The sequence below is a fragment of the Thermoactinomyces sp. CICC 23799 genome (genome assembly GCF_016055145.1).
In the GTDB taxonomy this organism is placed as follows: domain Bacteria; phylum Bacillota; class Bacilli; order Thermoactinomycetales; family Thermoactinomycetaceae; genus Thermoactinomyces; species Thermoactinomyces intermedius.
Window position 1 is genome coordinate 196356 of the sequence record NZ_JAECVV010000004.1, and the last position, 23034, is coordinate 219389.

The following is a 23034-nucleotide window of genomic DNA, read 5'->3' on the forward strand; positions in this document are numbered from 1 at the left end:
TGTGAGGAGGGGGCCATCATGGCGTTTGAAGGTTTATCGGAAAGACTGCAATCCGTCATGCGGAAGTTGCGTGGCAAGGGGAAAGTGACTGAAGCGGATGTAAAAGAAGCGATGCGGGAAGTCCGCTTGGCATTGCTCGAAGCGGATGTGAACTTCAAAGTTGTGAAACAGTTCATCGACCGCGTGAAAGAGCGGGCGGTCGGACAAGAAGTGATGAAAAGTTTAACCCCCGGCCAGCAAGTGATCAAAGTGGTGAATGAAGAGTTGACCCGGCTGATGGGGGGAGAACAAAGCAAACTGCATCAAGCCCAGAAGTCACCGACGATCATCATGATGGTTGGATTGCAGGGTGCCGGTAAAACGACCACTTCCGGCAAATTGGCCCGCTATCTCAAAAAGCAAAATCGCCGTGCCCTCCTGGTGGCGGGAGATGTGTACCGGCCGGCGGCGATCAAACAACTGGAAGTGTTGGGGGAAAGTTTGGACACGCCCGTTTTCTCCATGGGAGATCAGGAAAGCCCCGTGGTGATCGCGGAGAAAGGCGTCCAAAAGGCCAAGGAAGAAGGCTTTGACTATGTCATCATCGATACGGCGGGACGCTTGCACATCGATGATGAGATGATGGACGAGTTGAAGCAGATCCGCGAAAAAATTTCGCCGCATGAAATCCTGCTGGTGGTGGATGCGATGACCGGGCAGGATGCGGTCAATGTGGCGGAACACTTTCATCAGCAACTCGGGCTGACGGGTGTGGTTTTGACGAAGCTGGATGGCGACACCCGCGGAGGGGCGGCTTTGTCCGTCAAAGCGGTGACTGATTGCCCGATCAAATTTGTCGGAACGGGAGAAAAAACGGATTCGCTTGAACCGTTCTTCCCGGACCGGATGGCATCCCGCATTTTGGGAATGGGCGACGTGCTGACGCTGATTGAAAAAGCCCAGTCCGCGGTGGATGAGGAAAAAGCCAAAGAGATGGAACGGAAAATGCGCACCTTGTCTTTTACTTTTGATGATTTTTTGGATCAGTTGCAACAAGTGCGCAAGATGGGCCCGCTCGAGGACATGCTTTCCATGTTGCCGGGAGCGGGGGCGATGAAAGGCTTGAAAAACGTTCAGGTGGACGAAAAACAGCTGGTGAAAGTCGAAGCGATCATCCGTTCCATGACGCCACAGGAAAAATCCCATCCGGAAATCATCAATGCCAGCCGGCGCAAACGGATTGCACAAGGCAGCGGCACCACGGTGCAAGATGTGAATCGCCTGTTGAAGCAATTTAATGACATGAAGAAGATGATGAAGCATTTCTCCCAAATGGCAAAAGGCGGGAAAAAGAGAAAACGCAGAGGTTTTCCTTTCCCCTTTATGTGATAGACATTCTTGACTTTGATGAGGAGGTGAAAAGTGATGGCAGTGAAAATTCGTTTGAGAAGAATGGGAGCCAAAAAAGCACCATTTTATCGTGTGGTCGTGGCTGATTCCCGCGCTCCCCGTGACGGACGTTCCATTGACGAAATCGGATACTACAATCCGATCACGGAACCGGCCACGGTGAAAATCGACGAAGAAAAAGCCCTCTCTTGGTTGGCCAAAGGTGCGCAACCTTCCGACACGGTTCGCAACCTGTTCAAAAGAGAAGGGATCCTGAAAAAAGTTCACGAACAAAAACATGGCAAATAATGAAACGGTCTTGATTCGACAGGAGGACCAAGATGAAAGAACTGATTGAATACATGGCGGCGCCACTGGTCGACCATCCGGAAGAAATCCGGGTGGATGAAGTGGAGAAAGATGATGTCATCATCTACCGATTGTCCGTCTCCAAAGAGGATTTGGGAAAGGTTATCGGCAAACAGGGACGGGTTGTGCAGGCGATCCGTTCCGTGGCCAAAGCTGCTGCTTGGAAGGAGAAGAAACGGGTATGGGTGGAAATCATGAATACTTAAATGTGGGCCGGATTGTCGGAACACATGGCATTCGCGGGGAAGTTCGTGTCCAATCCAACACGGATTTTCCGGAAGTCCGTTTTGCTCCCGGCAACCGGCTGATCCTCCTTCCTCCGCAAGAAGAGGAGCCGATGGTGCTGACGGTGGAAAAAAGCCGTATCCATCAATCCGTCTATTTGGTCAAGTTCCGCGAATGGGACAATATCAACCAAGCCGAACCTTTCAAAGGAGGACGATTGGTGGTCCGCAAAGAAGATAAGGTGCCTGTCGATGAAGAAAGTGGAGAATATTATTTCCACCAGATTGTCGGCCTGACGGCTGTCACGACCGATGGACAAGAACTGGGCCGGGTCAAAGAGATCTTGCCGCTTCCGGCCAATGATGTTTGGGTGATTCAGCCGCCCGATCAGAAAAAAGACATTTTGATTCCTTATATTTCCGAGATTGTCAAAGATGTCGATCTCGAGGAAAAACGCATCACGATTGAGTGGATGGAAGGACTGGCGTAACCTTGGCACACATTCATTTCGATGTTCTCACCCTTTTTCCCGAGATGTTTGAAGGCTTTCTGCAAACCAGCATGATTGCAAGGGCTCGTGAAAAAGGTTTGATCTCAGCGAATCTGGTTAATTTTCGTGAATATGCAACAGACCGGCATCGGACGGTGGATGACACGCCGTATGGTGGCGGTGGCGGCATGGTCTTAAAACCGGAACCGCTGTTTCGTGCCGTCGATGATCTGACACAAGGCTCACCACGTCCCCCCATCCTGTTGATGTCACCGCAAGGTGAAACCTACACGCAGAAAAAAGCCGAGGAATTGGCGCAGCACTCCCGGTTGATCATCATTTGCGGTCATTATGAAGGATTTGACGAGCGAATCCGGGAGCATCTGGCCACTGAGGAAATTTCCATCGGCGATTATGTTCTGACCGGCGGAGAATTACCGGCGATGATTTTAATTGACAGCATCAGTCGTCTGGTGCCTGGTGTGCTGGGAAATGAAACTTCCGCAGTGACCGATTCTTTTTCCACCGGGTTGCTGGAGTATCCCCAATACACGAGGCCGGCGGAATTCCGCGGTCTCAAAGTGCCTGAGGTGCTGTTGTCCGGGCACCATGCCAAGATTGAAAAATGGCGGCGCGAGCAGTCATTGCTTCGAACTTGGCAAAGAAGGCCCGATCTTCTGGAAAAAGTGCCATTAACAGAAGAGGATCGCCGCTTTTTAAAAAAGCTGTCGGATTAGGATGGCGAAATTGTATTCAATTAGTGGCTGTGGTAAAATATCCCCGTTCTGGTCGTTCGACGGCATTGGACGGAGAGGCTGATGAAAGGAGGTTTGGATGAGATGCGTCCAATCATTCGTGAAATTACCGAAGAACAACTTCGTAAAGATATTCCTCAATTCCGTGCAGGGGACACCCTCCGTGTTCACGTGCGCGTAAAAGAAGGACAACGGGAACGGATTCAGGTGTTTGAGGGCGTTGTGATTCAACGTCGCGGCGGAGGCATTTCCGAAACGTTCACCGTTCGCAAAATTTCTTACGGGATCGGTGTGGAACGTACCTTCCCGTTGCATTCACCGCGCATTGAAAAAATCGAAGTGGTTCGCCGTGGTAAAGTTCGTCGCGCCAAATTGTTCTACTTGCGTGAACGCCGCGGAAAAGCCGCTCGTATTAAAGAACTTCATCAAAAATAATAAGACAGTAGAAAAAGGGCTTGAGGATCAAGCCCTTTTCTCACATTGACGAGCCAATTGGGGGAAATCCGATGACCTCATACGTCCCTCGTACAGAGAAAATCAATCAGGAAAACGGAAAAGGCGGAAAAGTGCTGGATTGGGTTCGTGCTTTTGTGATCGCCATTCTTTTGGCGGTGTTGATTCGTATCTTTGTTTTTGAACCTTTTGCCGTATCCGGTCCGTCGATGGAAGAAACGATGTATACCGGAGATCTGGTTTTGGTCAACAAACTGATTTACAAATTGAGAGAGCCTGAACGAGGAGAAATCGTTGTTTTTCACGAAAGTAAAGACAAAGATTTCATCAAACGGATGATCGCTTTGCCGGGGGAGACGGTCGAAGCCAAAAACAACAAAATCCTGATAAACGGGAAGATCGTGGATGAACCTTATCTTTCCGACGATATGCGCACCATGGATTTTGATGAGGTGCAAGTGCCGCAAGGCAAGGTTTTTGTTCTGGGGGATAACCGGTTGAACAGTACGGACAGCCGGGTGATCGGAGCGGTTTCGATGTCTCAGCTGGTGGGAAGGGCGGAGTTTATTTATTGGCCCGTTTTTGAAATGAAATGGTTGTGATTTTTTCAATTGAAGGAGCCTTTTTGAAAGCTCCTTTTCCATTTGACACCGATTGGAAAAATCCCCCTGTTGGCAACAGGATAGAAGAGGTGTGACGTACATATGACCATTCAGTGGTTCCCGGGACATATGGCAAAGGCGCGCCGGCAGGTTGAAGAGAAACTGAAGTTGGTCGACATCGTGTTTGAATTGTTGGATGCGCGTTTGCCGTTATCCAGTCGAAATCCCATGATGGATGAAATTCTGAAAGACAAGCCCCGTCTCATTTTATTGACCAAATGCGATTTGGCGGATGAACGGGCGAATCAGGCTTGGATGAAATATTTTCAAGCCCGTCGGATGCCGGTGCTTCCGGTTGATGCACAAACAGGGAAAGGGGTCCAACAGATTATTCCGGCGTGTGAAAAAATCCTGGCCCCGCTGTTCCAACAAAGAGAGAAAAAAGGGATTCAGTCCCGCAAATTTCGAGCGATGGTGACCGGAATTCCCAATGTGGGAAAATCATCGTTGATCAACCGCCTGGCCAAACGTTCCGTTGCCGAAACCGGTGACCGGCCCGGGGTGACCAAAGCACAGCAGTGGATCCGGGTCGGAAAAACCATGGAACTGTTGGATACCCCCGGGATTTTGTGGCCCAAATTTGACGATCCCGTCACCGGCTTGCGTCTGGCAGCCAGCGGCGCCATCAAAGAAACGATTTTGCCGATCGATGAAGTGGCTTTGTATGTATTAAATTATTTAAAAGAGCGGTATCCGGATCGGTTGAAAAAACGGTACAAACTGGAGCAAACGGAACAAGACGGAGTCGCGTTGATGGAGGAGATCGGGAAAAAACGGGGTTGTTTGTTGCGGGGCGGAGAGATTGATTACGAAAAAGTGGCCGAGCTGTTGTTGCATGAGTTGAGAGCCGGCCGTTTGGGACGGATTTCTTTTGAATTTCCGGAGGATTGGATCGGAAAAGAGGAGATGGGATATGCAGGGGACGATCGCGGAAATTAAGAAATGGTTGGAGAAGAAAGAGAGGCTGAGCCCGCAGGAATTGGCGGAACTTCAAAACGATTCGCGGGCGGGGGTGCAAAAGTTGGCGGCCCGATATATCAAAAAACAGGAACGAAGAAAAAAAGAAGAAGAACGCTTGGAAAAAATGTGGTATTACGAAAAAAAATACCGCCAACAAGGAATCCGGCTGATTGCGGGGGTGGATGAAGCCGGGCGGGGGCCTCTGGCCGGTCCCGTGGTGGCGGCGGCGGTGATCCTGCCGGAATCGTTTCCCGTGGAGGGGTTAAATGATTCCAAACAAATGACGCCGCAAAACCGGCAGCGCCTGAAGGAGCGCATTGAGTCCGAAGCAATCGCCGTCGGTGTGGGAATGGCGGATGAGCTTTATATTGACCGGCACAATATTTTGCAAGCCACGTACCATGCGATGCGAAAAGCCATCGAACAATTGCCGGTGACACCGGAAATGGTGTTGGCCGACGCGGTGACCATTCCGGATCTCGCTATCCCGCAACAAGCGATCATCAAAGGAGATGCCAAAAGCCATTCAATTGCTGCCGCATCTGTCATTGCCAAAACGGTGCGTGACGAGTGGATGATGCAAATGGCCGAAAAGTATCCGCATTACGGCTTTGATCATCATATGGGATACGGAACGCCGGAACATCTCAAGGCACTGGAAGAATTCGGCCCTTCGCCCATTCACCGGAAAAGCTTTGCACCGGTCCGCTCGCGTTTGAAAAACGCCTCCCGTCTTTTGTTGCAAGGAGAATCCCGATGAGAAAAGACAAAAGAAAACAGGTCGGCCGGCTGGGGGAAGAGCTGGCGGCCCGGTTTCTGTTGCAAAAAGGGTATGTCATCCGGGACCGGAATTGGGCAACCCGGATGGGGGAACTGGATATCATTGCGATGAAAGACGGGCAACTGGTGATTGTGGAAGTCCGGACGACCTGGAGTGCCAAATTTGGTTACGGGCTTGAATCGGTCGATTTCCGAAAACAACAAAAACTGCGACGTTTGGCTGTGCTGTATTTGAGCCGGCACCGTCTGCACCATTTGCCGCTTCGTTTTGATGTCATTTCCGTATTGTGGGATGAAAAAGACCCGCAACTGAATCATATCGAAGGCGCTTTTTAAACCATGAAAACCACCACTTTCCACGGAGAAAGCGGTGGTTTTTTTAACATAAGGTCAGATTAACAGATGGAACAGGCGCGGGTCATTGTTAATTTCGATAAACGGGAATCCTTTCTTTTTCATCCGCTCAATGAGTGAAGGATAATCCTCCCGGTATTTCAGTTCGATTCCCACCAGTGCCGGTCCGTTGTCTTTGTTGTTTTTCTTGGTGTATTCAAAGCGGGTGATATCATCATTTTCGCCGAGGACATCATCCAGAAACTCGCGCAAAGCACCGGCCCGTTGGGGGAAGTTGATGATGAAATAATGTTTTAATCCCTCGTAAATGAGAGACCGTTCCTTGATTTCCTGCATCCGGTCGATATCATTATTGCCGCCGCTGATGATGCAGACGACATTTTTTCCGCGAATGGCTTCCCGGTAAAAGTCCAGGGCGGATATGGCCAATGCCCCGGCCGGTTCCGCAATGATCGCATTCTGATTGTATAAGTTCAAGATGGTGATGCAAATTTTCCCTTCCGGTACCAAAACCACCTCATCGATATTTTCCCGGCAAATTTGAAAGGTGAGCTCGCCGACTTGTTTGACCGCCGCTCCGTCTACAAAAGGATCGATTTCTTTTAATTCAGTTACTTTTCCGTTCTCAAAAGACGTTTTCATCCCCGGGGCCCCGGCCGGTTCCACACCGATCACTTTGGTTTGGGGATAAACGCTTTTTATGTAAGAGCTGATCCCGGCCGCCAGTCCTCCGCCGCCGATGGCGACAAAAACATAATCCGGGGGTTGGTTCAGGTCATTCAGGATTTCGATCCCGATGGTTCCCTGTCCGACGATGGTGCGGTAATCGTCAAACGGATGGATAAAAGACATCTGATGTTCCCGGGCATAAGCCACGGCTTGATGATAAGCATCATCAAAGGTGTCCCCCGTCAAAACCACTTCCACAAATTTGCCGCCGTAATGTTTGACTTGATTGATCTTCTGCCGCGGTGTGGTGGTCGGCATGAAAATTTTTCCGGGAATGTTTAAATGATTGCATGAATAGGAAACCCCCTGGGCATGATTTCCCGCACTCGCGCAAACCACCCCTTGTTGCCGTTCTTCTTCCGGGAGGCTGATGATAGTGTGGTAAGCCCCGCGGATTTTAAAGGAACGGACCACTTGCAAATCTTCCCGTTTCAAATGGATTTGACAGCCGTATTTGTCGGACAAGAGGGGATTAAGCTCCAAGGGAGTATGCTTGCAAACTTCTTTGAGCCGCTGATTGGCAATGAGGATGTCCTCCACTTTGACCCGTTCGGTTTTCAGATCCAACACTTTGCTCATCTCAACTCATCCTTTGGCTAAGAAGTATTTAATGAAGTATTTTAGCACAATCCTCTTATTTTTGGGAATATTAAACGAAAATTTTAAAGAGGAGAACAGAAAAAAGAAAAAGCGCCGCATCATCGGCGCTTTCCACTGATTAACAATGTTTGCAACGAAGCAAAACGGCTTCACCCGGTTTCAGACAAAGACGGTGGACTTTCCGGCATCGATCCGGGTGCCCGCAGGTGACCACCGCTTTGCTGTGTCCGCAGTGGACTTTGACGGCTTCACCCCGTTCCAAAACACAAGTTTTGGTATGGTGTGCATGGTGGCAGCATTTGATCAGGACGGATTGCCCGCGTCTTAAATGGACAAATTTTCTTTTTCTTTTCTCCGGCTCCAGTACAACCCGCCTTCTCCGGTGATGGCATGAACATGAATGGCTCATCATATCTTCCTCCTTATTGGAATTTGGATCCTTCAGGACCCTCTATTAAGTTATGAAAAAACAGAAAAATCCGTTTGTATTCTTGTGGAGAAAAACGAAAGAAAGCGATGGATTGTCAAAATATAGTAAAATATGAAAAAATAGAGTTGGTTTGTCGCAAAGGGAGTAACAGGGCGGGGGTGAAAAAATGTACAGTGAATTGACCAAAGACCGGACTTGATAATTATAAAAAGAACCCCCAACATCATAGAGATGTTGGGGGTTAAAATCTTAAGTCAACTTATGAAAACTGCTAATCCAGCATATGGAGTTTTTTCAGTTTTAAATAGTAACCATAAACAATAACCATAGGGATGAAATAGGATAACAATGTCCAACCAATATTCCAACCGTTTCCGTAAGTGATTTTACCAAAAATAAGAGTAAATAAAACAATCAACCAGTAATGATGAAATCTAAAATGTTTAATGAAATGAACAAATGTACAAGTAACCCACGGAATGAAGCCTAAATTACTTAGCAATATTCCAATATGGTTCCAATTTTTGGGGGCAAAATCCAAAAACCAAAGAACAAACCTATTTCATTAAATATATATGCAAGAGTAGCAGCGAGTGGGAAAATAGTGAGAATCATTTTCTTGTTTTTATGGTAAATGGTAGATACCATATATCCATGATAAAACCCATCCTAAAATGAAATAGTAAATTATTTTGTTTCACCCCAATTATCAGTATTACCAAGACTATTGGTAAACAGCAAAAAGGAGGTCCGCAACACCTCTTACATGTTGGGGTATCGTCATTTTTTAACGGCGTTAACAATTGCATTGCTTTTGGCAAGTTTGGCCTGCTGTATCCTTTACTCTTGGTATTCGCGATGCATTAACCAGCTAAGACATAAGAGTCTAACAACCAAACATGTGGATTGATTCGCGGTTTGTTTTTTACCACAAAAACTTATTTCTTCCCATTCCTTCAAATCCTCTTCGGAGATGCCCTTATGTTGGGGAAGGGCTCAAAAGTAGGGAAAATGCCATACAAATGATTAGATGTCAATTCTATATAAAAATTTAATTTTTAATGAACAGGGTTGTCCTTGGGTCAAATTTGTTCTTTTTTAGCTTAAAATTGTGATAAATAAAACGAAAATCAATGGATAACTATTTTCTAATTGAAGGGAGGAGAATCCGTTACGGAGAGCGAAGAACGCCATGCATTATCCGTAACAGGAGATATGGGTACATATATTCATCGATTCCTCGTCATTTTGTTTATCGCCTGTGTGGGATTTGGTATTTGGGGAAGCGGCGTGGTACATGCCGATGGCAGTTTTGACGTGCCTGAAGTCAATGACCAATTCAACAATTACGGGAATAACCCAGCCCCAACGAAAGAACAGCCTATAACCACACAGCCCGTGAACGAAGAGAAGGGAATTTTGGATCGGATCACCGAACCCATCTCGGATGCATGGGATTGGACGGTAGACAAGGTTTCAAGTGCTTGGGAATGGACGAAAGAAACTGCGTCCAATGTATGGGATTGGTTCGTGGGGATCTTGTCGAAGATCACAGAAGTCGTGGTGGATGCTCTCTCCGCCGTCTGGGATTGGATTCTTGAACATAAAGCAATTACTATCGCAATCTTAAGCATTATTGGTGTTATCGTAGCAGTTGTTGGGTTTGTTTTTGAAGTGGGGCTCGCCTTGTTAATAGGTGCTGGGATTCTACTCGGAGAAATCATCGGTGGACTGTCGGCATGGCTCTCAGGGAACGAGCGGATGAGTGACGAGATGCTTCGTGACATCATTATCGGTGGCATCGCCGGAGGAATCTCAACATTATTTGGTTGGTTAGCAGGCGCAAGTGTTTCCGGCACTAGTCTGGTTAGTTGGATTGGTTCCAAAATACCTTGGTTAGGAAGATCTTTTCCCGCCATCTTTGGTAGCGGAGTGGGTGCAGGAGTAGACCAAAGTATTACCGATCTCCTGAAGACCGGCAAGATTGATCCGAAAAAAACCATGATTGTCACGGGTCTCGGTTTCCTCATCACATTTGGTGGTGGGTACATTGGTAGCCATTTTGATGACATCGTCACAAAAATTAATAACCTTAGCCTCTCGCCAGTTACGCAAATATTCGAGAATGGAACAGCTTCCGCTCCAAAGACGATCGGTGATACACAATTCGGCCAATGGTTGCAGAAGTTTGCTGCTACAACTGATAGTAAGGCCACAGGAAAAGTTACAAAAAATGATCTGGTACCAGGAAGTCCTGAACATAAAGCACAAAGATGGAAAGAATATCAAGCCAGAGGCGGTAAATATACCTACGAGCAGTGGAGTAAAGTTTATGAAGGTAATATGGGAAAAGCAAATAAATCTCATCAAATGGTTGATGAGTATAGAAAAAAACTTGATTGGGAAGGAATAACTCAAGTATCGATAGAAACTCCTTATGGTCGCCGAATTTTAGATATTGCAAATGAAGAATTAAAAAAAGCGATTGAACATAAAACGTCCACTAAGAAAGAAGGCGTTGCATATTTTTCTCGTAGTGAGAGAATAAGGGAAGAGATTGCAAAAGATACATACTTAGTTCAAAAAGGATGGGATATTACTTGGGTATTTGAAAGAGCAGACGCAAGTGAACCATTAATTAAAGAACTAGAAAAAAATGGCATAAAAGTTAAATTTGAAGAGTAGGTGGTTTAATTATGAGAAGGACTAAATTTTTTCATTCAAGGGATCAGTTTGAAGAATGGCTTTTCTTTGCTTCAGATGTCCTCGAAGATTTTACTAATGAGCTTACCTACCTAGAACTTGATTATTCGCCTGAATCATTAATTCGACTTGAAAAATGGATTCTTGAACGGCATCCCTCACCGGATTCACTTGTTAAAAGAGAGAAAGCAGAAATTCTTGATGGAATGTTACGATATGTAGGAGAAGTATATATAAAACATTTAAAAGCGATATGGGATGTCAATTTGGATGATCCCCAGGCTGTTTTTTACAGTATGCCAATTATAAGAATGCCTGGAAATGTTATTGTATCGCCATTTTCGGAGATTGTAGCTAGCTCGGATCGTAGATGGGGTGATTATATTTACAAAATGTTTAAGAATATTAGAGAAGAACTAAAAGAAAAAGGTCATCTTTGATTAGGGAAAAGTTTACTTACATGTAATGCTAAAAAGTAGTCCATTATGTTTTCAGGCTGCTTTTTACTATTTTCAAATACTTATTCTAAGTATCCTTATTTTTCCCATTAGGTTTTACTTTGTCCAGTTCCCACAGGCGGAGTGTTTTGACATTGATACCAATCATTGGCAAACTCCGCTCTGTTATACCCATAGAATAACCTTGCTTTTCTAATTTTTTGGCTCAAAGTTTTTTCGGAAAGGGTTTCAAAGCATCCCGAATATGAGATAGGCACCTTTAGAGTTTTAGCAAGCGCTCTGAATGTGGGTATTTTTGGCGTGTGCAATGTTGCTGATCGTTTCGTAAGTTAAGCCGGATAGTTCGGCTAATTCTTTGATGGTCATATTTTGACTTAGTCGTGTGTTCCTGATCCGAGCCGCTGGAGTAGAGAGGGAGGGATCGTAGAACTCGCTTCGGGTACATTGAGTTTCATCTTGCGTTGGATTTCCATTCCCCAATTGTTAATTGCACGCTTGTCCGTGTGAATAACAGTTGGGGAAAAAATGAATTTCACGGAAACCGTAGCTTCCTTCCGACCATGTTCATTGATTTTAGTATCGACTACGATTCTATCTACAAGTGTAGTTACTATTTCTCTTTTTACTTCATAAGTGAGTTTCGAATTCAACTTTTCCTTTAATTCGGATAGTAGCTGTGAAGCTGAATAATAACCTTTGTTTATATTCTGGTCCTTTTGTATTTGTAACTTAGTTTCTTCAATTTGATTTTGTATTTTTTCTTTTTCATCCTTGATCTCAAGGATTTGCTTTTCGACCTCTTGACTAGAAATAATTTTCTTTCTGAATAAGTTTAGGATATTTTGGATTTCATCCTCCTTGGCGTGTAAATTTTCCTGAAGCAATGCTAGCTCTTCTTTTAATTCATTTAAGCGGTTCTTGCTATGATCTAGTGATTTAGATAGTTCCTCGATGGCCTTTCCAGGATTTTCGATAAATTCAACGCATTGTTTCCAAACAAAATCATCAATTTCATCCATTGGGATATTTTTTGCTAACGAACATTTTTTATCATAGTGTTTGTTCTTACCGCTACATACATAATATCCTTTGTATTCTCTGTTGCTTCCAGGATGGACTGTACCGTAGTAAGTTCGATCACAAATTCCACATTTGATTAAACTACGTAATAAATATTGTCTTTTTGTATTTCGCATAGCAACAATCTGATTTGATTTTAAGACTTGCTGAGCTTTATCCCAGATCTCTTCTGATACGATAGCAGGAACTTCACGTTCAATTATCTCTCTTTGCCGAGTAGCTCGTTTACCATAACGATGAAGGCCCTTATATGTAGTGTTAATGATGATGTTTCTAATTCGGGTTGGATGCCAGACGCCAGCTGTGTTTACTTTTCTTTTGCCACGCAGCACCTTGCGGTTATCCCGCTTATAAGCAGGTGGTACACCTAGACTATTAAGATAATCGGCCACTTTAATCGTAGTCCACTTTTCCTCTGCAACCTTTTTGTAAATTAACCTTATGACTTCTGCTTCAGATAAATCCCCGACAAGTGGATCTTCATTGACCTCAAGGTAACCTTCTTCATTAACCTTGTATCCGTAAGGTGTAATCCCACCAACCCATTTTCCCCTTCCAGCAGCCCGATTTGCTCCGTGCCACATGCGTTCTATGATCGTTTCTCGCTCTAAGTCAGCTACACCAGCAAGCATGGTAAGAAGAAACCGGCCGCTTGGATCACTGGTATCAAATGGTTCTGTCATGGAACGTACTTTTACGTTGCTCTGCTCGAGCTCATGAACTGAGTTCAAAATCACTCTTGCAGATCGGCCAAGGCGATCCAACTTGTAGATGAGGACGAGTTCAAATTTATTAGCCATTGCGTCATTGAGAAGCCTAAGACCTACATTTCGATTTTCAAGCGGTAAGGTACCAGATACACCATCATCCTTGTACCACTCTACTACTTGGAGTTGATGGAGATCACAATATTTGCGAGCAAATTCCAGTTGGTTTTCAATTGTCCCGCGTTCTTGTTGATCTTCAGATGAAACCCTAGCATATACAGCTACTCTTAAATTTTTTTGTATTCCTAACAATTCTCTAACCTCCTTAGCGTAAATTAAAGGACGAATAAGGAGAACCAATTTATTCACATAACAATGAACAAAACGAAACCGAGGAACCACAAATTTATTCGACTAAATTGAAGATGAATCTTTTTAAGTTGCTCAATTAATGTTTGATGAATTACAAAACCTTCAGTATCAACAAAAAACCGGCTTTCGCCGGATTAGCAACAGATTGGTTCAGCATAGGCTGGAATGTTGTCCTGGTATATAGAAATTAACGCAGGGTTCAAATTGATTGCTCCCGCTACCATCATTATACAAGCTAGAGCTATTCCCATCTTTTTAACCAACATACTTAAATCCCCTTTCTTTCAGTAGTCCGATGATTTCTTGTAGTTCTTCTAAGTATTGATGGTATTTATCGCGATTTGACCCTTTGTAAATTTGAGTCAATTCGTGAACAATATCATGTGCTTTGGTCCAGAGTTTTTGTTGGCGAGCTAGAATGCGTGCCTGTTCGAGATGGTTACCGGCTTCATTACTTCTCTCATGTCTCTTGAGGAAGAAAGCTTTGTTAATTAGTGCGTCAATATATCGAATACTGTCATCGTGATACTCAAGGGCTTTATTGTGAGCATTTTCGCATTTTTTAAGATCCCCAATTCTTTCATAAAGTCCAGCCAACATGCTGTAAACGGTGATGAAAAGATATGGTTGAGTCGTACCCTTATAGGATAGTGCTGTCTGATATTGAATTAGCGCTTCACCATACATGCTCATTTCCTCGTATATGGATCCAAGTACGCTCCAGAGTTCTACACATCGATCTATCAAATTCATGGTGCTGGATAAGTACAGACCATCCATACAACACTGGATAGCCTCATTATATTTTTTGTTTTTCAAATGGATGCGAGCCATAAGTTCGTGGACGGTAACTTTAACTCGTGGATCAAATATTTGATCTATGTTTTTGTACAGATATTCTACAATCTCGTCTGACTCAGTATCTCGGTCCAGATGCTTCAGGTAGACTGACTTATTAATGAGGAACATATGTATCTTTTCTGCCCGTTCCCCGTTAGGATCAAATAATTCGATTGCTCCATTGATTTCATTAAGAGCTCGATGAAGGTCACGTTTCAGATAATAGATATTGCTAAGTATGTTTTTTGCGCAGCTTATGATATTCGATTTCTTCATTTCAATGGTTCGATTCAGATTCAGAATACGCAATGTAAATTGTTCCGCTTGGTCAGCTTTTCCCATATAGAAAAGAGTTTTTCCTTTTAGATGTATCCAGAGAAAATGCAGAGGGTGACTGTCCGGTAGATTAATTTCGTCTAATTCTTGCAGGCACACTTCAAGATTAAGTTTCAGTTCCGCCTTGTACTCGATATGAAGCAGTTTTGCCTTGATGATGGCTAACTCCCTCTGGTTGAGTCCGAACTCTTTGTCCAGGTTGATTCCAAGCTTGTTAGCAAGGATACGGATTTTTTCGATGGGAGTGTCGCCTACCCCTTTTTCGATCCGGCAAATAGTTGGCTCAGAAAGCCCTTCTTCCGTTACCTGCTTCATCGGAATATTTTTGGACTTTCGTACGTTTCTGAGATATTCTCCAATCCGTTTTCTTAAGTCCTGGGAGATGTAATCCATATGTTGGATCCCCTTGATTCAGGGAATGTGGCGTTCCCAATACGGTCACCACACGGGCCTTTGGCTATATCCTTCCGGCATGTCTAGCACGGTCACGGGGAAAACGATCAAGCGGATCCGGACGTATCTCCAACGATTGAGCGGCGGAAACGCGACCGTCACCATTACACTCCGGATGCACGGTCATGCATCCAAACCAGGAGGACAACCGTCCGTATTGGCTCCGGCCCTCAATGTCACATTCAAAGTCGGGGAAGCCAAATGGGTGGATTTGCCGTCCAGTTGGTTTTCCTACTTTTCCAGCGGTCTGGCCAAAGGCATGGGGCTGTATACAAACAACACCACCGATGACTATTACGCTGTTTTCGACGATAGCGCCAAGATTGAAATCACCTATGTGCCATAGGGAGTGAATCAGATGAAATATTGCAGCTGTACCCGTGATGGTACAGTGCTGGAAGTGTTCGAACAAATCACCGAGGTTGAATATGACGCCAACAAAAACATCGTTTGATTCAAGTGGAATGGGATCGGCACGATGTTTTCAGGGATGGATCAATTCCTGATTCTGCCCGATTCTGTTCCAGTTTCACCTGGTGATCCGGTCACTGACGACCTGAGAAATCAAGATATTCGAGACCAAATAAGCGCATAAGGCGCTTTTTTTTATTTGCCAAAGGAGGAATCGCCAATGAGCAGACCAGTGATTTTCTACGCACCGCATGCGGACGACGAAACTTTGAACATGGGAATCACAATCGCTGAACATGTGGCCGCTGGCCGTCCGACTCATGTGGTATTGATGACGCATGGGCGGGTGACAGGTGCCCTCAATGCCATCAACGGTACAACCTATAGTGGCTATTGGAAAGCCACTCACAACCCTGAGATTGAAGGCTATGTACCGCTTACCAAAGACACGTTGGCCGAAGCTCGCATCAATGAATTCAATCATGCCTGTGGCCAACTGGGGGTTCCTCCGGAGCATCGCCACATCGAGTATCTGGACAATCTAGCGACGGGGGAAACATTGACCTATAACGAAGCGAAAGCGGTCATCAAAAAATATATCAATCTGTATCCTGACGCTGACCACTATACCCTGAGCTATCACGACATCCACCCGGATCACGCAAATGTGGGCCAAGCCCTTTTGGACCTCTACAACGACGGGCGGATCCAATACTATGTCCGTTTTATCATTTCGATGGCCACACGGACCGACTATGAAAACCGCGGGGCAACGATTCCGGGCGGTGGATGGAAGGATGTGCCCACGGACGACACAATCAAACAGAAGGCCATCAACGCTTGCCGTTGTTATGCTGCATGGGCTCCGTCTTTGGGAGCATATGCGGTCGGCTATCACTCGGTTGCCGGACAGTTTGACAAGTTTGTCGCGAACCCGTTCCACTACCTGCACATGCCAGGACAGTAAAAAATAAAAGGGTCAAGATGAAAGGGGGGAAGGTGGTGGGCGAAAAAAAGGTCAAATCTGGCGTCGTCATCACCCAGCGAGAAATGTATGATCTCATCCAAGTGGTATCCCGATCACTCCAACGGATGGAATCGAAACTGGAGCACCTTGAGGAAAAAATCGCCGATTCAAATGAAATCGACGAACGGAGCCGGGAAGCTTTGGCGGCGGCAAATGAAGCTTTGGAGATTGCGAAAGAAACCAAGAACCAATTGGATTGGTTTTGGAAAACTGTTGTGTCAGGTGTCATCCTTGCCGTAATCTCGGCGCTTTTTATTTTGGCTGGAATACCGATAGGAGGTTGATTTTCATGAATTGGGAACAACTGAGAGATCCGCGCGTATGGGTGTATCTCTTTTCGTTTTTGAAAGTGCTCACCGCCGCTTTGGGGCTTGAGATCGCGCCGGAGCAATGGGACCAATGGGAACAAATTTTGAATGCCCTCGCTGGCCTTGGGGTCGCGCTGGGCATTTTTGCATTTAATCCGTTTGAGAAGAAAAAGGAGAGCGGGCAACAATGAACCCGCTCTCTTTTGATTTTGATTTTCAACCGTATGTCGGACGTGCTGGAGCATATCCCGAACAAATCAACGAGGTTATAAAAGAACTTTACTCTCAAGGATATAGCGGCAGAGAGATAGCCAAAATGCTTGGCATGTGCAAAACATCGGTGCTTAATCGCATCAAACAAATGGGGTTGTCACGTCCTAAAAACCAATACAAAGATGAGTTTGGGCGTTTTGTAAAAAAGGATCAGCAGTTACCGATTCCGATAAAGAAGTATAGAAAACTCGCTTTTAGATATTTGCCTAATGAATGCTACTACTGTAGAACAACCGAAAATCTTCAGGTTCACCACATTGATCGGAACAGAAACAACAACACATTGGAAAACTTGCGTATTGTATGCGTTCGATGTCATATGCACAAAGAGCATCCTTACATCTTGAAAAGAAAACGAGATAAATATGGACGATTCATAAAGGAGGCAAAGTGAAATGAGTTATTTGGTTGCGCTGTGTGACGGCCATGGTTTGAAACCAACGCCGACGCCAGGGAAAAGAACTCCTCGTATCCCTCAATTAGGGGGAAGAGTCATTTATGAGAACGAATTCAACCGGGCAGTTGTCGCCTTGTTGGACAAGGAGCTGGAGCGTTGCAGCTTCCGGACTCTTTTGGTGGCCCCAACCGATGCTGACACGCCATTGAGCGAACGGACTAGAAAAGCAAACAGCGCCGGGGCACATCTCTATGTGAGCTGCCATTACAATGCCGGAGGTGGGGAAGGTCTTGAAACCTTCCACTACCCCAGAAGCACCAAGAGCCAGAAAGCTGCCCAAATCATCCATCGCCACTTGATGGCATCCGGCGTAAAGCGTAAAGACCGCGGCGTGAAAACCGCCAACTTCCATGTCCTGCGTGAAACCCGCATGCCTGCCGTATTGATTGAGTATGGTTTCATGGATGATCCGGGATTGGACGAAGCGGCGCAAATGATCGATCCGAAAGTGCAGAAAGCCTTTGCGGTCGCGACGGCCAAAGGAATTTGCGAGTATTTCGGCGTGCGCTATGTTCCCGAGACCCAGCCGCAACCGAAACCGATGTATCGTATCTTTGCAGTTGGAAAATTCGTTGTAGATACTGCTTATGTCTCGAAAATCACACAAGCTGTCGAAGATGCTGTAAACAAGCAAGTGAAGAAGATTGAAATGTTTCAACGAGATTAAGTGTGATTCGAATTACTCCCGTTGACAATTGTGCGATCGAATAGCACATTGAAGAAAAATAAATCAGAAATAGCTGGCCACTACGGCTGGCTATCTTCTAATAAAGAAAGAAGAAAATCCTTGTTACACAAGCGCAGAATGGTAAGGAGCGATCGGATTGAATTGGCCTCAGATCATTATTTTGACTCTTGGTATTTTTTTATGTTATACGGTTTTATCTATAATGATAAAAAACATAGGAAAACTAGAAAGTACGGTTATACTTTTGGCGATATCTTATTGGCTTTGTTAAAAGAATTGCCTTGGTATTTTACAAGTATCTTCTCAATTGTGATTGGGCTCGTATTAATTATTGTTGCGATTTTCATTATCACAAACTAAGAACATTGTTCAAAATTTATGGGCCTCCCTTCGGGGATGGCCCTTTTTTTATTTGCTCAAACAAACATTCGCAAGCAGAAAGGAAGGGGATTATCGTCAGAGTCTGCGTCTAAAAGCAAAAAGACTCTCAGGGTGATCGGAGAGGGTCTTAACCTAATGTTTTTTAATGGGCATTTGCAATCCGCTCGATAAGATTTCTTGTGTAACGGAAAAGTCTGTGAACCTCCAATATATACAATAACCATAGGAGGTTTTGTGGTTGGAGCTTCTCATGGGAGAAAAGTGGGCAAGCGGAAGAAAGTATCGTGACATGGCCGAACAACTAGAATGGGGGAAAGCTAAAGAAAAACCCCGACCCAAAGTCATACGCATCGGTTAAGCGCCGACTTTTCTGACCGAGGTAATTTACACGGGATTTCGTACCAGATTCATTTCATTTTAGTTCAATCAAAAACCCCCGCTTAACTGAACAGTGGTTCATTCGATTATGTTTCCAAATTCAAGCGTTTCAGATCTTCCAATGTTTGCTTAATGTTTGAAGCCAGATTCTTCTTTTCCTCTTCTGGCAACCACTTTTCCAAATTCTTGTCAATCGTGAATTCCATTAGTTCCTTTTGAATTTCTCCTAAGTAGTGAACGGCTCGATTTCCATGTTTCATCAGCCAACGAGCCAACTCAACCTTGATCATGATCTCTTTGCTGGAAGTATGACTGTAATCTCTTAATCGCTCCAAGATGTAGGTGACCAATTTTTCGACCCTTTGGCCTCCTGCGTCATATTTCATCACTTCGTTCGTTATTTTTTCCTTAAACCACTCGCGATCAAATTTTTCCAAGGCTTCATCCTGGATATCAATTGGAGGTATATCACGAAGAATTCGCGCAGAATTTCGAGGCCACTCAGAAGACCCACACATGAGAAAATTTTCTCTGTAACTAATTCTCCCGCCCCTTTCATACAATTTTATGATTGGTTCATACAGATCATAAAATTTAAGGGCTACGGGCTCCTCTTGGTCTAACAAGTAAGCCCATTCCAGATAAAACGTACAAACTGAATATGCAGTCCCATATATTTCGTTTAATTCCGTGCAGTATTCTTCAATATCTATAGGCAAATTAGCGTCTATTGCATCAGATGCACTAAAAACCGCAATTCTTCGATCAGGATTTTTATTAATAAAATCCAAAAACTGATTACCTCTTCGGATATATTCCTTAAGTAATAATTCATGTGAAGGCCTATATACATCTTCATAATCCCAATTAATCATACGAATTCGACTTCTCGCAGCTTCAAAGAATTTCCCCATTTTCTCCCACCTCAAAATATCAATCTTAAATTTGGTTTAAATCCTGGAAAATCTCCTGGTTGGGCTGGAGCCAGATCATGAGCACCTGGTGGGTTTTTGGTAAACCCTTTACCAGGCTCAAAAGACTGAATATCCCGATAAGGCATCCCTTCTTGCATCATTTTGCTTTCTGCCAGTTCATGATCAGCCAATTGTCGGAACCAAGCTTTTTCATCTGGTGTCAGTTCCCTTTTCAGAGCTTGTTCCCACCCATATGCAATGTGAATATCTGGATTAAAATATCCTTTGTAATAATACTTCCCGTTCTCTTCTGCCAAGTTGACATGTTCCGTCAAAAACAAGTGTGATTTTAATTGTTTTGCCTCTTCTACACTAAGTCCTGTATTTTTAGCAAATGTATCGATCTCCTCCTTATCCAATCCGGTCGACCTTAATCTTTCATAGGTCTTCAGCGCGATCTCTTCCTGTTTAAATTCAGGAAACCATTCAGCTTTTGGTCTCGAGTCAATGCAATCATTCAATCGCGGTTAAAGCAGGTGATCCGATCAAGAGAAGTGGGGGCAGTAGTAAAGGAATGATGTTCAATGTCCACTGCGATCCCTGTTCGTATGTTGAACGAAATCCAGTATTGTGAACGTCTCTTTTACTTGATGCACGTTCAAGGATTATTTGAACATAACGCAGATACTATAGAAGGAACCTTTCAGCACCAAAAGAGTGAATCCCGTTTACGTATCAAACAAAACGTGCCTGATGATCTATGGGGTGAAGCCCCTCGCAGCTTGTACTTAGGAGACGAGGAATTAAACATCACGGGAAGGCTGGATGCTTTGCTTGTTGAAAATAACAAGTGGGCACCGTTGGAATGGAAACATTCTTCGTCTCCTACCCCTTCCAAACCATTTATCGTGAATGATTACCAATTGGACCCCACGGCATGGCCTAATGACCAAATACAAATTTGTGCCCAAGGCTTATTACTTCGGAAAAACGGCTATCCCTCAGATTTTGGCTATTTATACTATCGAGGAAATAAAAAGAAAATCAAAGTCGAGTTCACAGATAACTTGGTTCGTCTCACGCTCGATTACATCCAATTAGCCAAGGAATTAACGAAAAAAGAAATTCCCAAGCCGTTGAAAGATTCCAACAAATGTTTTCGGTGTTCTTTGAACTATATTTGTCTTCCTGACGAAACTAACTATCTTACGGGATCAGCCACCCAAGTTCGCAGGATTGTTCCCGAACGGCCAGATGGTGGCGTGTTATATGTATCGGAACACGGTACAAAGCTTGGGAAAAGTGGGGATTGTTTAACAATCACAAAACCTTCAAGAGATACCCAGACAATCCCCATTAAAGACTTGATTCATGTAACGGTGATGGGAAACGTCCAATGCTCCACGCAACTTATCCATACATTGATGGCCAGTGGTATTACAGTCAGCTATTTATCCAGTCACGGAAAACTGATTGGAATAACCCAGCCGCTGACGACCAAAAATATTCGCTTGCGTCAAAAGCAATTTATTCAATTCCAACACCCTGAAATTTCACTTCGGCTTGCGCGTTGGGTTGTCCATTCCAAATTATCTAATCAACGAACGCTTTTGCGCCGCAATGGAAAACCTGGTAATCAAGTATTGAAAGAATTGGCTCTCCTCAAAGAAAAAGCATTGGTTGCTACAGATATAGAGACGTTGCGCGGACTTGAAGGACGCGCAGGGAGACTATATTTTGAATCGTTTCCCACCATGCTCAAATCTCCTGTCGTAGATGGAGTATCCTTGATGAATGGACGGAATCGAAGGCCGCCGAAAGACCCTGTCAATGCTCTCTTATCCTTGGGATATACGCTTTTGGTTCGAGATTTCATGGTGGCCTGTATCAATGTAGGAATGGATCCATTGTTTGGCTTTTACCACAGGAGCGAACCCGGGAGACCTTCATTGGCATTGGACTTAATGGAAGCATTTCGCCCTGTTATCGTGGATAGTGTTGTCATAAGAGTAATGAACACATTGGAAATTCAGCATGACGACTTTTATTGGAGTTCTGAAAACTGTCAGCTCAAACAACAACCGAAAAAAAGATTTTTCGCTGCATATGAGCGGCGAATGCATGATACTGTGACCCACCCTCTTTTTCAATACAAAATTAATTACCGAAGGACTCTCGATCTTGAAGTTCGCCTACTGGCCAGATTTCTCGAGGGAGAGCTTTCAGAGTATCGTCCATTTATGATTCGATAGGTGAGGAAAATGCGTTACCATGTTTTAGTTTGTTACGATATCTCAGAACCTAAACGCTGGAGAAAAGTATTTAAAATCATGAAAGGGATGGGGGATCACATTCAATACTCGGTATTTCTCTGCCAGTTGACCGAGCAGCAAAAAGTAGAACTTAAGTATCGATTGGACCAAGTGATTCATCATCAACAAGATCAAGTAATGTTTGTAGATATTGGAACAACAACATCCGATCAGTTGGAAAGGAAAATCACTGTATTAGGCCGAGATTATGCACCTAGAGATTTACGAGTGTTGGTTTTTTAATTTACCACAGTTTTAAAAATGCTTTTTCTTTTTCATCAGAAAAATGTTATAATAAAAATGCCTATAGGGCAAAAGTCTACTGTGCGTGTGCCACGGACGATTCAGAGTCGTCACATACCACAGAATCACTATATTTTAATACGTACTTTATTGGTCTTGCTGCATGCAAGACCTTTAATCATGTGAAAGTATTATTGTATTATAAAGACTTGAGTTATCGAAAGCGATAGTCAAAGTAAAGACCATAATGATTGGAACTTGTATAACAATTATTCTCGAAACACAAACTATACATGATCGAGCACCTTCGTATGTCAAAATACCCCCACCTTGCTCGCAGTCCAGTTTTTTTAAGGATTTTCCTCTTTTTTAACCTGTACATAAAGGATCATTTGGGAAAATATTTTCACCATACCCCATTGTAATTTTTGCTTGTTATGCGCGTAAAGGACCTGCGCTCTTCGGACGGTCTGCGGGAAGCTTCATATATAACGAAAACGGTTTTTCTTTCTATTCAT

General features: G+C 44.3%; 27 protein-coding genes. 20 read left to right on the forward strand and 7 right to left on the reverse strand.

What is annotated here, in order from left to right; genetic code table 11:
* Positions 1-18 precede the first annotated feature (18 nt).
* From ffh to I8U21_RS07145, 10 genes are all read left to right on the forward strand, one after another.
* Complete coding sequence (gene ffh / locus I8U21_RS07100; protein WP_198053578.1) at positions 19-1368, forward strand: signal recognition particle protein; 1350 nt, start codon at positions 19-21, stop codon at positions 1366-1368.
* A gap of 36 nt (positions 1369-1404) precedes the next feature.
* Complete coding sequence (gene rpsP / locus I8U21_RS07105) at positions 1405-1677, forward strand: 30S ribosomal protein S16 (protein WP_037997307.1); 273 nt, start codon at positions 1405-1407, stop codon at positions 1675-1677.
* 32 nt (positions 1678-1709) lie between these two features.
* Positions 1710-1943 (forward strand): KH domain-containing protein, encoded by a 234-nt coding sequence (locus tag I8U21_RS07110; RefSeq protein ID WP_198053579.1) that lies wholly within the window; start codon positions 1710-1712, stop codon positions 1941-1943.
* Positions 1919-2452, forward strand: a complete 534-nt coding sequence (gene rimM / locus I8U21_RS07115) for a ribosome maturation factor RimM (RefSeq protein WP_198053580.1) — start codon at positions 1919-1921, stop codon at positions 2450-2452. The genes I8U21_RS07110 and rimM overlap by 25 nt, the downstream gene beginning before the upstream one ends.
* A gap of 11 nt (positions 2453-2463) precedes the next feature.
* The gene (trmD, locus tag I8U21_RS07120; protein WP_198053641.1) at positions 2464-3189 is read left to right on the forward strand and encodes a tRNA (guanosine(37)-N1)-methyltransferase TrmD; all 726 of its coding nucleotides are present in this window, start codon (positions 2464-2466) and stop codon (positions 3187-3189) included.
* Positions 3190-3291: 102 nt separating this feature from the next.
* A complete protein-coding gene (rplS, locus tag I8U21_RS07125; protein WP_037997320.1) occupies positions 3292-3642 on the forward strand; it encodes a 50S ribosomal protein L19 in 351 nt (116 codons plus the stop codon).
* Between the two features lie 71 nt (positions 3643-3713).
* A complete protein-coding gene (gene lepB, locus I8U21_RS07130; protein ID WP_198053581.1) occupies positions 3714-4262 on the forward strand; it encodes a signal peptidase I in 549 nt (182 codons plus the stop codon).
* A 102-nt stretch (positions 4263-4364) separates the two neighbouring features.
* Complete coding sequence (ylqF, locus tag I8U21_RS07135; RefSeq protein ID WP_181730752.1) at positions 4365-5261, forward strand: ribosome biogenesis GTPase YlqF; 897 nt, start codon at positions 4365-4367, stop codon at positions 5259-5261.
* Positions 5236-6042 carry a ribonuclease HII gene (locus I8U21_RS07140; protein ID WP_181730751.1) on the forward strand — a complete coding sequence of 269 codons (807 nt, stop codon included), beginning with the start codon at positions 5236-5238 and terminating at the stop codon, positions 6040-6042. Before ylqF ends, I8U21_RS07140 begins: the two co-directional genes overlap by 26 nt.
* Positions 6039-6398, forward strand: coding sequence for a YraN family protein (locus I8U21_RS07145; protein ID WP_181730750.1), 360 nt, complete (start codon positions 6039-6041; stop codon positions 6396-6398). The genes I8U21_RS07140 and I8U21_RS07145 overlap by 4 nt, the downstream gene beginning before the upstream one ends.
* 54 nt (positions 6399-6452) lie before the next feature.
* Here the strand turns inward: I8U21_RS07145 and ilvA are convergent, their stop codons facing one another.
* Positions 6453-7724 (reverse strand): threonine ammonia-lyase IlvA, encoded by a 1272-nt coding sequence (gene ilvA, locus I8U21_RS07150; protein WP_181730749.1) that lies wholly within the window; start codon positions 7722-7724, stop codon positions 6453-6455.
* Between the two features lie 139 nt (positions 7725-7863).
* A complete protein-coding gene (locus I8U21_RS07155; RefSeq protein WP_049720249.1) occupies positions 7864-8154 on the reverse strand; it encodes a hypothetical protein in 291 nt (96 codons plus the stop codon).
* A gap of 1236 nt (positions 8155-9390) precedes the next feature.
* Between I8U21_RS07155 and I8U21_RS07160 the strand changes: the two genes are divergently transcribed.
* Both I8U21_RS07160 and I8U21_RS07165 read left to right on the forward strand, forming a co-directional pair.
* On the forward strand, positions 9391-10860 hold the full coding sequence (locus I8U21_RS07160; protein WP_198053582.1) for a hypothetical protein: 1470 nt from the start codon (positions 9391-9393) through the stop codon (positions 10858-10860).
* An 11-nt stretch (positions 10861-10871) separates the two neighbouring features.
* Entirely contained in the window at positions 10872-11318 is a 447-nt protein-coding gene (locus I8U21_RS07165) for a hypothetical protein (protein ID WP_181730747.1), read from the forward strand.
* 285 nt (positions 11319-11603) lie between these two features.
* Here I8U21_RS07165 and I8U21_RS15300 read toward each other — a convergent pair whose 3' ends face one another.
* From I8U21_RS15300 to I8U21_RS07180, 3 genes are all read right to left on the reverse strand, one after another.
* The gene (locus I8U21_RS15300) at positions 11604-11702 is read right to left on the reverse strand and encodes a hypothetical protein (protein WP_181730746.1); all 99 of its coding nucleotides are present in this window, start codon (positions 11700-11702) and stop codon (positions 11604-11606) included.
* A gap of 8 nt (positions 11703-11710) precedes the next feature.
* Positions 11711-13435 (reverse strand): recombinase family protein, encoded by a 1725-nt coding sequence (locus I8U21_RS07175; RefSeq protein WP_232337562.1) that lies wholly within the window; start codon positions 13433-13435, stop codon positions 11711-11713.
* A 315-nt stretch (positions 13436-13750) separates the two neighbouring features.
* Positions 13751-15064 (reverse strand): hypothetical protein, encoded by a 1314-nt coding sequence (locus I8U21_RS07180; protein ID WP_198050768.1) that lies wholly within the window; start codon positions 15062-15064, stop codon positions 13751-13753.
* 79 nt (positions 15065-15143) lie between these two features.
* Here I8U21_RS07180 and I8U21_RS07185 point away from each other — a divergent pair, with 79 nt between their 5' ends.
* The 6 genes from I8U21_RS07185 (at position 15144) to I8U21_RS07210 (ending at position 18267) form a co-directional block, all read left to right on the forward strand.
* Entirely contained in the window at positions 15144-15470 is a 327-nt protein-coding gene (locus tag I8U21_RS07185) for a hypothetical protein (RefSeq protein WP_198050767.1), read from the forward strand.
* A 285-nt stretch (positions 15471-15755) separates the two neighbouring features.
* Positions 15756-16502: a PIG-L deacetylase family protein gene (locus I8U21_RS07190; RefSeq protein WP_198053583.1), complete on the forward strand. Its 747-nt coding sequence runs from the start codon at positions 15756-15758 to the stop codon at positions 16500-16502.
* Positions 16503-16537: 35 nt separating this feature from the next.
* A complete protein-coding gene (locus I8U21_RS07195; RefSeq protein ID WP_198053584.1) occupies positions 16538-16846 on the forward strand; it encodes a hypothetical protein in 309 nt (102 codons plus the stop codon).
* Between the two features lie 5 nt (positions 16847-16851).
* On the forward strand, positions 16852-17061 hold the full coding sequence (locus I8U21_RS07200) for a hypothetical protein (RefSeq protein ID WP_198050763.1): 210 nt from the start codon (positions 16852-16854) through the stop codon (positions 17059-17061).
* Positions 17058-17537, forward strand: coding sequence for an HNH endonuclease (locus I8U21_RS07205; protein WP_198050762.1), 480 nt, complete (start codon positions 17058-17060; stop codon positions 17535-17537). Before I8U21_RS07200 ends, I8U21_RS07205 begins: the two co-directional genes overlap by 4 nt.
* Before the next feature lies 1 nt (position 17538).
* Positions 17539-18267 carry an N-acetylmuramoyl-L-alanine amidase family protein gene (locus I8U21_RS07210; RefSeq protein ID WP_198053585.1) on the forward strand — a complete coding sequence of 243 codons (729 nt, stop codon included), beginning with the start codon at positions 17539-17541 and terminating at the stop codon, positions 18265-18267.
* An 866-nt stretch (positions 18268-19133) separates the two neighbouring features.
* On the opposite strand, the gene I8U21_RS07215 is transcribed toward I8U21_RS07210, so the two are convergent.
* Positions 19134-19961 (reverse strand): hypothetical protein, encoded by an 828-nt coding sequence (locus I8U21_RS07215; protein ID WP_138614931.1) that lies wholly within the window; start codon positions 19959-19961, stop codon positions 19134-19136.
* Between the two features lie 11 nt (positions 19962-19972).
* The gene (locus tag I8U21_RS07220) at positions 19973-20380 is read right to left on the reverse strand and encodes a hypothetical protein (protein WP_198050759.1); all 408 of its coding nucleotides are present in this window, start codon (positions 20378-20380) and stop codon (positions 19973-19975) included.
* Positions 20381-20545: 165 nt separating this feature from the next.
* Between I8U21_RS07220 and cas4g/cas1g the strand changes: the two genes are divergently transcribed.
* Together cas4g/cas1g and cas2 are read left to right on the forward strand one after the other, a co-directional pair.
* Entirely contained in the window at positions 20546-22213 is a 1668-nt protein-coding gene (gene cas4g/cas1g, locus I8U21_RS07225; RefSeq protein WP_198053586.1) for a CRISPR-associated endonuclease Cas4g/Cas1g, read from the forward strand.
* Between the two features lie 9 nt (positions 22214-22222).
* Positions 22223-22516 (forward strand): CRISPR-associated endonuclease Cas2, encoded by a 294-nt coding sequence (gene cas2 / locus I8U21_RS07230; RefSeq protein WP_198050757.1) that lies wholly within the window; start codon positions 22223-22225, stop codon positions 22514-22516.
* The last annotated feature ends 518 nt before the right edge of the window (positions 22517-23034 follow it).

Bases quoted from the DNA above. Each gene is read 5' to 3' on its own strand.
- ffh (WP_198053578.1), top strand. From the start codon at position 19: ATGGCGTTTGAAGGTTTATCGGAAAGACTGCAATCCGTCATGCGGAAG.
- rpsP (WP_037997307.1), top strand. From the start codon at position 1,405: ATGGCAGTGAAAATTCGTTTGAGAAGAATGGGAGCCAAAAAAGCACCA.
- I8U21_RS07110 (WP_198053579.1), top strand. From the start codon at position 1,710: ATGAAAGAACTGATTGAATACATGGCGGCGCCACTGGTCGACCATCCG.
- rimM (WP_198053580.1), top strand. From the start codon at position 1,919: ATGGGTGGAAATCATGAATACTTAAATGTGGGCCGGATTGTCGGAACA.
- rplS (WP_037997320.1), top strand. From the start codon at position 3,292: ATGCGTCCAATCATTCGTGAAATTACCGAAGAACAACTTCGTAAAGAT.
- lepB (WP_198053581.1), top strand. From the start codon at position 3,714: ATGACCTCATACGTCCCTCGTACAGAGAAAATCAATCAGGAAAACGGA.
- ylqF (WP_181730752.1), top strand. From the start codon at position 4,365: ATGACCATTCAGTGGTTCCCGGGACATATGGCAAAGGCGCGCCGGCAG.
- I8U21_RS07140 (WP_181730751.1), top strand. From the start codon at position 5,236: ATGCAGGGGACGATCGCGGAAATTAAGAAATGGTTGGAGAAGAAAGAG.
- I8U21_RS07145 (WP_181730750.1), top strand. From the start codon at position 6,039: ATGAGAAAAGACAAAAGAAAACAGGTCGGCCGGCTGGGGGAAGAGCTG.
- ilvA (WP_181730749.1), bottom strand. From the start codon at position 7,724: ATGAGCAAAGTGTTGGATCTGAAAACCGAACGGGTCAAAGTGGAGGAC.
- I8U21_RS07155 (WP_049720249.1), bottom strand. From the start codon at position 8,154: ATGAGCCATTCATGTTCATGCCATCACCGGAGAAGGCGGGTTGTACTG.
- I8U21_RS07160 (WP_198053582.1), top strand. From the start codon at position 9,391: ATGGGTACATATATTCATCGATTCCTCGTCATTTTGTTTATCGCCTGT.
- I8U21_RS07165 (WP_181730747.1), top strand. From the start codon at position 10,872: ATGAGAAGGACTAAATTTTTTCATTCAAGGGATCAGTTTGAAGAATGG.
- I8U21_RS15300 (WP_181730746.1), bottom strand. From the start codon at position 11,702: ATGACCATCAAAGAATTAGCCGAACTATCCGGCTTAACTTACGAAACG.
- I8U21_RS07180 (WP_198050768.1), bottom strand. From the start codon at position 15,064: ATGGATTACATCTCCCAGGACTTAAGAAAACGGATTGGAGAATATCTC.
- I8U21_RS07185 (WP_198050767.1), top strand. From the start codon at position 15,144: ATGTCTAGCACGGTCACGGGGAAAACGATCAAGCGGATCCGGACGTAT.
- I8U21_RS07190 (WP_198053583.1), top strand. From the start codon at position 15,756: ATGAGCAGACCAGTGATTTTCTACGCACCGCATGCGGACGACGAAACT.
- I8U21_RS07200 (WP_198050763.1), top strand. From the start codon at position 16,852: ATGAATTGGGAACAACTGAGAGATCCGCGCGTATGGGTGTATCTCTTT.
- I8U21_RS07205 (WP_198050762.1), top strand. From the start codon at position 17,058: ATGAACCCGCTCTCTTTTGATTTTGATTTTCAACCGTATGTCGGACGT.
- I8U21_RS07210 (WP_198053585.1), top strand. From the start codon at position 17,539: ATGAGTTATTTGGTTGCGCTGTGTGACGGCCATGGTTTGAAACCAACG.
- I8U21_RS07215 (WP_138614931.1), bottom strand. From the start codon at position 19,961: ATGGGGAAATTCTTTGAAGCTGCGAGAAGTCGAATTCGTATGATTAAT.
- cas4g/cas1g (WP_198053586.1), top strand. From the start codon at position 20,546: ATGTCCACTGCGATCCCTGTTCGTATGTTGAACGAAATCCAGTATTGT.
- cas2 (WP_198050757.1), top strand. From the start codon at position 22,223: ATGCGTTACCATGTTTTAGTTTGTTACGATATCTCAGAACCTAAACGC.